Below are 8,589 nucleotides of genomic sequence, written 5' to 3' on the forward strand. Positions count from 1 at the left end.
AAAGGGCTAGAGAGAAGCACCCCAAATTAGCGTAACCTTTCCGTAACCTTTCTGTAGCCTTATACAGTATTAAACTATCTTTAATTCTGCATCTGGGACGCGCACCCATTGCACATGCCCATCTTTATAAATTTTGGTTGTTTTAGCATCTTTGTGAGCCGCTCTTGTTTGTGGATCGATGCCTTGCTCACTGTACAGGTGAATGCTTAAAGCGCGTATTTCGTGAAAAGTGGGACGCTTGGCACTGGGTAGATTAGAGTACAAACCTAAACTATCACGCAACTCGCTAAACGCTCGGCTATTGTATTTTGATGATACTTGCAGAGGATGGTCGCAACCTTCGCCTATTTGCCCGGCATACCTGCCGCGTCTGTGAACAATGTAGGGCGATACCAAGCCGCTTTTACGGCTAAAATCTATTAACTTTTGGATCTCGTTCGATACTGGTATCTCTACACGGCTAGACTCGTGCTTTTGTGCCTTCTGACGCTTCACCCTTAAGACGCTATTTTGAATGTCACTGTAGCGCATTCTGGTCACTTCAAGTGTTGCCTGCGTGGTTTGTAAGGCTAATGACATAGATATGTATAGCCAGTGTAATTGCCTGTCATTTTTGGCATGCTCGAGCATTATTTTAAGTTCATCTATCCCCAGTCGAACGCGGCCTTTGCTTTCTTTCGGCTTACTCTTTTTGTGCAGTGCAAAATTACTTTCCATTGCAGACATATCAACAAGATACGAAAAGACTTTATTCAAAAAGCTGATTTTGCGGTTGTATACATTATGGCTTTTACCGCTAGCAACATTTTCAAGAAAGTCGTTTACGTGAGTGAGGTTAATTGACTTGGTGAAGATATCCCCCAAGCATTCATCCAAGCGCTTACAGTCTTGCAAAAACGTCTTATAAGTATCAGATGATAATTTTTCTTCCCTTTTCACACGATTTATTACTACCGGCAGCCAGTCAGATAGGCGCTTATTGTATTTGTCAGTCTTGGCTATTAATTTCGCTTCTACACTTCTTACTTCGTTGTTGTATGAGATAGCCGCTTGAATAGCATGAGCGCGTAAAGTTCCTTGCGGGAAGTAAATATTCTTACCATCTGGCCTGCGAAACCTAAAACGCTTTACTCCGCGAACGTTGACCACAGATAGGCCGGTTGGCAAATCTTTATTTTCGTAAGTGCGTCTTCGTGGGCTCATGCTGCTTTAATCATCTTTAAAAGTTTATCGGCTTCACTAGTTAGCTGCTCATCAACAAATATTAAATATTGACCGGTCGGTGTCAATTCGACCCGATGTTTCAGTTTTCCTGACTTTGCCCAATTTCGGATCGTGGCACCGGAGACAGCGCCACCGTATATCTCTTTTGCATAATCATTTGGTTTGTAGTATTTCATGCCGCTTTCTCCATCTCTAAATACTTACCGCCTTGCATCATCACGAAATCTAAATCTACATAAGTGGTATCTGGGTTACCCTCACGAACATATGGAGGAATGATCGCAACAAACTGGCCTTTGCTATTCCCTTTAACTGGAACTCCTTTTTCGTTTAAAAAGGCAATGCGTTTTTTGGTGAAAACTATTATTTCTATTTTATGCACTAATAAAATGGACGCCCATCTTGTTGACATGTCATGGTTAAGTAAAAGCGCTGTGCCAATGCCTTTTGCCTGACTCTGCTCAATTGCTTTTTTAACGAACGGCAAAGGGTTGCTGTATGGTGGATTGCACCAAACGTAATGACCGTTGTAAAAAATCGTATTACCATCAGTTCCGTACCATGCACTTTTTAAAGCGTTTTCTTTTTCATCAATAAAGTCAATACAAAGTGCATTGTCTTTGCTAGCGCACACATCAACCTTGAAATCGTAATCTGCGTTGAAATACGCAAACACCTCTGGCGGCGTTCTCCATGTATCATTTTCCATTGCTCTCACCCCTTAGCGCTTTGGTTTTTTCGCGCAAGTCTTTAGCTAACAGATGTAATGTATGCCTGTCTCCGCTAGTCCAGTTTATTTCTCTAACGTCTGCAGCTTTTTCTACGCCTATAGCCTGTTGCTCAAGGTCGCGTATTGCTAAAAGCTTTTCACATTCTTCGAGTGTTTTATCTCTTATTGACGAATGAAAAGCTATCGCGCAAGACAAAACATAATGGTTTTCTTGCCACTGCTTATGTTTCTCAACTTCTTTTTGCAACTTCTGATATTCCTCTTGCTGAATTTTAACTATCTCAACAAGCTCTTTGCGTGATTTATCTTCGAGAGAGTGAATCATTTAATATTCCAACCTGTGTTTATGAACATTTAACATGAACAAAGGGATGTAGCAGTTATTGTCGGTATTTGAATAAAAAGTCCCTTCATCTTCTTTTGCGTACTCAATCTGATTTGGGTTTGTGTATCCAACAAAAAATAGTTCTTTTTGTTTTAATTCTCGCTCCAACTCCGCAATGCGTTTGTTAGCTTTCCACAGTTCCTTCATAGCTTCGATTAAAGCATCATTTCGCTTTCCGTTGCTCTTAGGGAAATCACATGAAAAGCCGCCGTCTATTTTTTCAACTGACATAAGGCCACTAGGTAGTTTATACGTGCTCATTCGCCTTTCTCCGCTTCAAAGTCAATAATCGCATCTACTTTATCTTTGCATCTTATGAAACATTTTTGTGGAGTTAGCGCTTTTATATTTGCGTATAAACAAGTGCCGTTATGATTAATTGCTCCGTAACTCATAATGTCATCTTTGCTTATATAAATATTGAAGCCTCTATATTTGCCATATGAATAAAGTTCATCACTCATTCACTTTTCTCCATAAGCTTTTTTATTACGCAACCGTCTCTGTGTCCTTCTTCAATGCTATTTTCGCAATGAATGCAGAAACTATACATTCTTCCGTCATATTCTGTTTCGTATTCAAAACTCGCAAGCAATTCTTCTTTAAGCCGCTCAATTTCTTCGGCTTGAGCTATTATTGTGCGCATGTCTGAGAGTGAGCGAATATTTCCAGTTGGTGCGCCACTTTTATGCCATCTTTCATTTTTACCTTGTATCCAAAACTTATAACCAGTTTTGTCTTCACTCTTTTTTAAATAATAAACCCTCGTTGAAGCTAAATACTCTATATTAGTCGCACCTTCTGGCGCATCCGCTATAATCTGCTTTAGGTGTTGTAGTTGTTCGTTAGTCATTTTCAACGTGCCTCATAAAGTCTAGTGCTTCACGCAAATTCAATAGCAACACATCTTGTTCTTTTTTATATGCTTCTTCTTCTATTACTTTTTTCATGGCGGTTATAACAATTTTTACATGTTCTTCATTAAAACCATCCGGCAAGTTTTCTGCAATCTCGGAAATGTAGTGATGGTGATGCTTAACATCAAATAAAAGCAACATCGTTTGATTAAAATTATTGGCTGCTTTTAAGGCAGCTTTTTTTGCTTTTTCATCTATCATTTTTTCTATTTTGTTAGTGTTAGTCATTTTCTGCATCCTATGTGTGTGTTTAGCCATAACCAGAGCCAGAGCCAGAGCCATCGCCATAACCAGAGCCAGAGACAGAGATAGAGCCAGAGCCAGAGCCAAAGCCAGAGCCAAAGCCAGAGCCATCGCCAGAGCCAAAGCCAGAGCCAAAGCCAGAGCCAGAGCCATAACCATAGCCATAGCCAGAGCCATAGCCATAGCCATCGCCAGAACCATAGCCAGAGCCATCGCCATCGCCAGAGCCAGAGCCAGAGCCATAGCCATAGCCATAACCAGAGCCAGAGCCATAGCCAATTAAATTAACTTTGTTCATTTGTTTTAGCTTCCCGAATAGATTTTTCGGCTTCTTCACTACACTTAGTTAGTGAATAGTCCTCAATGATCAATTTTTTGACGGGTTCGCCAACTTTTGAATCAGAAGATATGCCCGCAACTGCAACGCCCTCATACCAACTCATTTTTTCATTTGCAGGCTTGTGATAATAAAGTCGTCTAGCATCCTCGATCACAACGCCAGTCTCATCTGCTATCACTACTTTACCTGCGTTAATACCCTCATTTCGACTTCTAACTATGCAATATTTGCCGATAAACCCATCATACAAACTAGATGACTTCGACGCATTTGAATTTGTAAAAATTGAAGCCAATTCTTTTGCTTGTCCGATTGTTAAATCATTAATATTCATTTTTATGCTCCTAAATCATATCTTTCGTTGTTAACAAAGTGCTCGCATGTTACGCCAATCTCTGTTTGTTGAAATTCAAAGCTGCCGTAGCTCTGCCTGTGTTCGTTCGGTTTTGCTGTATAGCGTTCGCAGTTATCACGCAGTGGGCATTTGATGTTTTTGCACATGGTTATGTTAGGCATCATCACTCCTTTGCACTATTCGCATAAAATCACCACGACTCAACTGTTTTATTTCCTCGACAATATTTTCATTAGCTAATTCATGTGTAAAAACTGGTCTCTCCATTATTTCTTCATCATCATCGAGTTCTAAATCAAGAGCCATGACAGTGACAACATAAGTGACTGCAATCATGAATATGTATCCAGATATTATTATTAATAACTCCATAACTAAATCCCCATATCTTGTTTCAACCGCTCTAATACATGCGGTTGGTTGCACCAGTCACAAAAGGCTTTGGCGTTTTCTTCCGTCATATAGATATCCATTTGGTTGTAAATGAAAGAATTTGAAGCCATTACAAATACCCCTCTGTTCACTTTAAAGCGAACTGAGAAGTTATTTTTATCTCCAATAAAACTATAACCCTCAGCAAACTCAATCGCTTTGCGTTTAAACAAAGCGCAACGGTTGTTGTAGGCTTGCATGTTTAGGGCGTCTTGTTTGTTTATGAAGTAGTTGAATTGGTTATAGAGTATTTCATCAATAGCGTGACCTGTTTCACTGTATGACCGAATATTGTTATCCTTATCTATAAAATAGTAATCGTCATCATTTATATCTCGCTCAATAAAAGGTTGTTCAGCCTGTTTTTCTAACTGTTCAATCTGCGCTTGCAAATCTTTAACTTGCTGTTTTAATTTTTGTAGTTCGTTCATTCTGACCTCGTAAAAGCTTTCGGTTTAACCTCAAACAATTCGGCACTGCATTTAGTTCCATCACCGCTTATATAACAATGGCGGTAATATACGTCTTGACTCAATCGGCGATGATCAGTTACTTCGCCGTTTTCCCAGTAAATTTGATTACCTTTGACTTCGCCCTGCATCATAAAGCTTGTATTTGTGCAACCGCCGATTAAAGACAAGATGATGTACATCACCAATATCGATAATGCGATAAGTAGCCTTTCGGCTTTTCGCGAGTTCATGCTGTTTTCCCAAATATTGCGAGTCGCCACAGGTCACTTCTTGCGTATTCGCCTTTTAATATTTTCACAACTTTAACTTTGCGGTTTGGTAATGGCGTTACATCACAGACAAGAGATTTACTATTGCGTATGTTATACAAGTAGCCGCTTGCCTCTTTTGCCGTTACACCCATTTCCCCAGCTAATTCAGAGGCAGAATAATAACGGCCAGTTTGATGCATTAATCGGTATGCTGATTGAGTATTCATGCAGCGCTCCGTATTCCAATGATGCTTTGATAATGTCGCACAATTAACTGCACTCGTCTGTTGACACCTTTTTTCACGTAGATATTGTTTCTGTGAAATTTTACGGTGCGGATTGAGACAAACAGCTTTTCGGCAATTTCCTCAGTCGTTAAATCAGTTAATAAATAGTTGTAAATGATTAACTCCTTCTTAGATAAAGGCATTCCAGTGCATATTGTTTTATTGCCATTTCTAGTTATTCGCTTCATGCCGCCTCCGCTAAAAACTGCTTAATTGCTTCATCAAGCGTTTTGCCGCAAGTACCAACGTATTGAGTGCCATCTTTCCAGCTTGCATAATCTCTCAAAGCTTGGATGTAGCCCTCTTGGTATTGCGTTAGCGCAGGTTCGGATTGTGATTGCGCATACTTGACTTGCCCGTCTAGCCAATCGCCTTTGGGCTTTTGTTCTGGTTTGGGAGTTTCACCTAGCGGTTGCTTCTCTACTTGTTTTTGAGCGGCTTCACGCTGTGCTTTTGCTTGCTCTTCTTCTCGAATGCGCTGGCGTTCTTGCTCTAACTTCTCAGCTTGTCGCTTTTGATGCTCACTAACGCGCATATGAACGAGCGATTTAAAGTCCTCGTTGTCTTTGAAAGCAATATCAGGCCAGTCATTGAACAAAAACTTTAAATCATCATCTTTAGGCAACTGGTCATAGTTAGCTTGCGCTATGACATGTGCCTCACTGACTTGAATTTTGTATTGAGCGATAGCGGTGTCAGCGGCGTTCTGTAGTGACTCAACCGTTTTCTTACCTTTCATCGCCTCAATAATCAAAGGTTGTGGATTATCAAAGACAAGATTCAAATTTCTCAATAACTCATCGCGGTATTGCATCCCTTCGTTGAATGCGGCCCGGGCAATGTCTTGACGGATTTGCTCTTTACGCTCTTTTATTTGCTTGCCTTCTGCTAGCCTGGCTTGTCTTATTTGCTCACCGATATAACGTAAATCTTTAGTGAATGCGTCAATGTCAGCAACTTCACCTAAAACCTTATCCTGCAAGTCTTTAATATTCTTCTCAGCTTTAGTGAAAACTTTTTGGCGTGATTCAGCGTCTGCAAAATCTTGATCTGATTCAAGCGGTTTTTTAGATAGCTCAACCAGTGCATCAGAGGCCGATTTAAACTCATCAAGGTTTGACTTGAGACTTAACCCGTCCATTTGATAACGGATAGATGGCAAATCACGGACCGGCGTTGCTTCAACTTTGTCTGATTTTGGCTCCGGTACGTAATCCGCTAGATCTTTAGCAAACTGCTTCCAGCCTTCAATAACTTGCTTTCTGCGTTCAGGCTTTGACACGTATATCGTACTGACATAATTATCCTCATTGCCGTCCGATACTGAGAAAGTTACGGCATTACATTCACTGACTAGCATTTGGTGTTCAAGTTGAGGCCAATGAGTATCAGGCACTTCGTTGTTATCTATAGCGGAAAATAGCTCAGCGTTGTACAGCTTATGCTCCCATCCCATAGACTCCATCATGTCAATACCGTCCATTGATGCGAGAAGCGGTAATCCTTCAACTTCATTTGAATACGTCACAGGGTAGAGCTCTTCGCCAATTTCTCGCTCAGCAATGACTCGCGCTAACTCTTCTGCTTCATGGCCCTTATTAAAAAGCTTTTGCTGATGCTCGCTAATCTCTTTTGTTTCGCCAGTAGATTTAGCATGTAAAAGTTCATTGCGCGTTTGATACTTGCTAAGTCCTAGCATTGCCGCCGCTTCACTGGCAGTGAAATATTTAGTGCGCAAATCTAACCAGGCTTGCTCGCCTTGCTTAACTTGGTGGATCTGTTTCATGCTGCTTCCTCCGCTTCAAACTCTTCAATTAATATCTTCTGCTCTTCGCTTAACTGCCCTTTTGATTCAACCATTGCGATGATTTGTGAGGCTGTTTTCTTGCCTGACTCAATCAATTGACCCCAAGCTGGCAAGTGCTTTTTAAACTCTTCAGCAGGATACTGTTCGGGTGTGATGTCGCGATCTTCCTTAACAATTGCACCAGCATCTTCAAAACGCTCAGCCTCGTCAGGGTCAATAATTCCACTAATTCCGAAAGCGTAGCGACCAGCTTGTATTGTGGCTTTATGTCGCAACATACGAGCAGGGTATTGCTTCCACGTTGGCGTATTGCGATAGCATTCGCTCATGTATTCGGTGACCTCAACAGGGTGCTCAATCCCCTTTTTGTATATCCGGCAAGTAACTGAAATTAACTGGCCGCCTTCACGGTTGTCTTGGTAGGTCATGCCGTTAAAGTCTTTGTGACTATTGATGATTCTTAGCCAGCCATCTATTGAAACGATTGGCTGAATACCGCCTCCTTGAGCCGGGAACGCATATATTTCTTTAACCAGAGGATTTAGTTTGTATTCGTTCGCTACGGCCAAGAAGCTTACAAATTGGTCATTTGTGACTTGACGCCCGCCGCCTGGCATAACTGTGTTCATTACGATGCTATGCAGCTCTTCTTCTGAAACCTTTAGGCGTGTGGATAATTGTGTTAATGCTGTGCTCATGCCGCACCTCCGAGTGAAAATTTTAAGCTCGCTATTTTTCTGAATAATCGCTTGAAAGATTCATCTGCATCTACGCAAGCGGTAGTAATTAAAAAAGGGTGTTCGGTTGGGAAGTCTAAAAAATCAACGCGGATCTGATTTTCAGTCTCGCGCAAGTCAATTTTCCAACCTTGCTGATTTAGGCCGTAAGCTTCTTCAGAAACCGTATGACAGCATTTTGAGAATTCGTATTTATCCATTGTTATATCTCCACCTTTTTAAATTCACCATTCCTGTCTAGTGTGTACCAAGTGTCTGGCTCTATATCCTTTCCAGCTATACCGCTACGGATGTGAACTAACTCATATTTTTGGTTACGATAGACAACGGTTATTGCAGACCCTAAGCAAGCTTTGGCTTTTGATTCTAATCCGCTAGCCAAAGCTACGCTATTTTTCCCTTCAACTG

19 protein-coding genes are annotated in these 8,589 nt (G+C 41.0%); all 19 read right to left on the minus strand.

What is annotated here, in order from left to right:
• Positions 1–69 precede the first annotated feature (69 nt).
• A complete protein-coding gene (locus D6V41_RS17830) occupies positions 70–1,203 on the minus strand; it encodes a tyrosine-type recombinase/integrase (protein ID WP_136252911.1) in 1,134 nt (377 codons plus the stop codon).
• Positions 1,200–1,400: a MerR family transcriptional regulator gene (locus D6V41_RS17835; RefSeq protein ID WP_136252912.1), complete on the minus strand. Its 201-nt coding sequence runs from the start codon at positions 1,398–1,400 to the stop codon at positions 1,200–1,202. The genes D6V41_RS17830 and D6V41_RS17835 overlap by 4 nt, the downstream gene beginning before the upstream one ends.
• The gene (locus D6V41_RS17840; RefSeq protein ID WP_136252913.1) at positions 1,397–1,933 is read right to left on the minus strand and encodes a phage N-6-adenine-methyltransferase; all 537 of its coding nucleotides are present in this window, start codon (positions 1,931–1,933) and stop codon (positions 1,397–1,399) included. The genes D6V41_RS17835 and D6V41_RS17840 overlap by 4 nt, the downstream gene beginning before the upstream one ends.
• Positions 1,923–2,279, minus strand: coding sequence for a hypothetical protein (locus D6V41_RS17845; protein ID WP_136252914.1), 357 nt, complete (start codon positions 2,277–2,279; stop codon positions 1,923–1,925). Before D6V41_RS17845 ends, D6V41_RS17840 begins: the two co-directional genes overlap by 11 nt.
• A complete protein-coding gene (locus D6V41_RS17850) occupies positions 2,280–2,600 on the minus strand; it encodes a hypothetical protein (RefSeq protein ID WP_136252915.1) in 321 nt (106 codons plus the stop codon).
• Positions 2,597–2,803, minus strand: coding sequence for a hypothetical protein (locus D6V41_RS17855; RefSeq protein WP_136252916.1), 207 nt, complete (start codon positions 2,801–2,803; stop codon positions 2,597–2,599). Before D6V41_RS17855 ends, D6V41_RS17850 begins: the two co-directional genes overlap by 4 nt.
• A complete protein-coding gene (locus D6V41_RS17860) occupies positions 2,800–3,192 on the minus strand; it encodes a hypothetical protein (RefSeq protein ID WP_136252917.1) in 393 nt (130 codons plus the stop codon). The genes D6V41_RS17855 and D6V41_RS17860 overlap by 4 nt, the downstream gene beginning before the upstream one ends.
• Positions 3,185–3,484: a hypothetical protein gene (locus D6V41_RS17865; RefSeq protein ID WP_136252918.1), complete on the minus strand. Its 300-nt coding sequence runs from the start codon at positions 3,482–3,484 to the stop codon at positions 3,185–3,187. The genes D6V41_RS17860 and D6V41_RS17865 overlap by 8 nt, the downstream gene beginning before the upstream one ends.
• 22 nt (positions 3,485–3,506) lie before the next feature.
• On the minus strand, positions 3,507–3,797 hold the full coding sequence (locus tag D6V41_RS18230) for a hypothetical protein (RefSeq protein ID WP_168711083.1): 291 nt from the start codon (positions 3,795–3,797) through the stop codon (positions 3,507–3,509).
• Positions 3,784–4,173 carry a DUF6948 domain-containing protein gene (locus tag D6V41_RS17870; protein WP_136252919.1) on the minus strand — a complete coding sequence of 130 codons (390 nt, stop codon included), beginning with the start codon at positions 4,171–4,173 and terminating at the stop codon, positions 3,784–3,786. Before D6V41_RS17870 ends, D6V41_RS18230 begins: the two co-directional genes overlap by 14 nt.
• 174 nt (positions 4,174–4,347) lie before the next feature.
• Positions 4,348–4,530, minus strand: coding sequence for a hypothetical protein (locus tag D6V41_RS17875; RefSeq protein WP_136252920.1), 183 nt, complete (start codon positions 4,528–4,530; stop codon positions 4,348–4,350).
• Between the two features lie 38 nt (positions 4,531–4,568).
• Positions 4,569–5,057 carry a hypothetical protein gene (locus tag D6V41_RS17880; protein ID WP_136252921.1) on the minus strand — a complete coding sequence of 163 codons (489 nt, stop codon included), beginning with the start codon at positions 5,055–5,057 and terminating at the stop codon, positions 4,569–4,571.
• Positions 5,054–5,329, minus strand: a complete 276-nt coding sequence (locus D6V41_RS17885) for a hypothetical protein (RefSeq protein WP_136252922.1) — start codon at positions 5,327–5,329, stop codon at positions 5,054–5,056. Before D6V41_RS17885 ends, D6V41_RS17880 begins: the two co-directional genes overlap by 4 nt.
• The gene (locus D6V41_RS17890; protein WP_136252923.1) at positions 5,326–5,577 is read right to left on the minus strand and encodes a hypothetical protein; all 252 of its coding nucleotides are present in this window, start codon (positions 5,575–5,577) and stop codon (positions 5,326–5,328) included. The genes D6V41_RS17885 and D6V41_RS17890 overlap by 4 nt, the downstream gene beginning before the upstream one ends.
• Positions 5,574–5,825 carry a LuxR C-terminal-related transcriptional regulator gene (locus tag D6V41_RS18560; protein ID WP_136252924.1) on the minus strand — a complete coding sequence of 84 codons (252 nt, stop codon included), beginning with the start codon at positions 5,823–5,825 and terminating at the stop codon, positions 5,574–5,576. The genes D6V41_RS17890 and D6V41_RS18560 overlap by 4 nt, the downstream gene beginning before the upstream one ends.
• Entirely contained in the window at positions 5,822–7,423 is a 1,602-nt protein-coding gene (locus D6V41_RS17900) for a YqaJ viral recombinase family protein (protein WP_136252925.1), read from the minus strand. The genes D6V41_RS18560 and D6V41_RS17900 overlap by 4 nt, the downstream gene beginning before the upstream one ends.
• The gene (locus D6V41_RS17905; RefSeq protein ID WP_136252926.1) at positions 7,420–8,142 is read right to left on the minus strand and encodes a recombinase RecT; all 723 of its coding nucleotides are present in this window, start codon (positions 8,140–8,142) and stop codon (positions 7,420–7,422) included. Before D6V41_RS17905 ends, D6V41_RS17900 begins: the two co-directional genes overlap by 4 nt.
• Positions 8,139–8,381, minus strand: a complete 243-nt coding sequence (locus tag D6V41_RS17910) for a hypothetical protein (RefSeq protein ID WP_136252927.1) — start codon at positions 8,379–8,381, stop codon at positions 8,139–8,141. Before D6V41_RS17910 ends, D6V41_RS17905 begins: the two co-directional genes overlap by 4 nt.
• A 2-nt stretch (positions 8,382–8,383) precedes the next feature.
• A partial coding sequence (locus tag D6V41_RS18290; protein WP_206663279.1) for a hypothetical protein occupies positions 8,384–8,589 on the minus strand: 206 nt, incomplete at its 5' end.

This window comes from Ningiella ruwaisensis (assembly GCF_004798935.1).
Taxonomy (GTDB): Bacteria; Pseudomonadota; Gammaproteobacteria; order Enterobacterales; family Alteromonadaceae; genus Glaciecola; species Glaciecola ruwaisensis.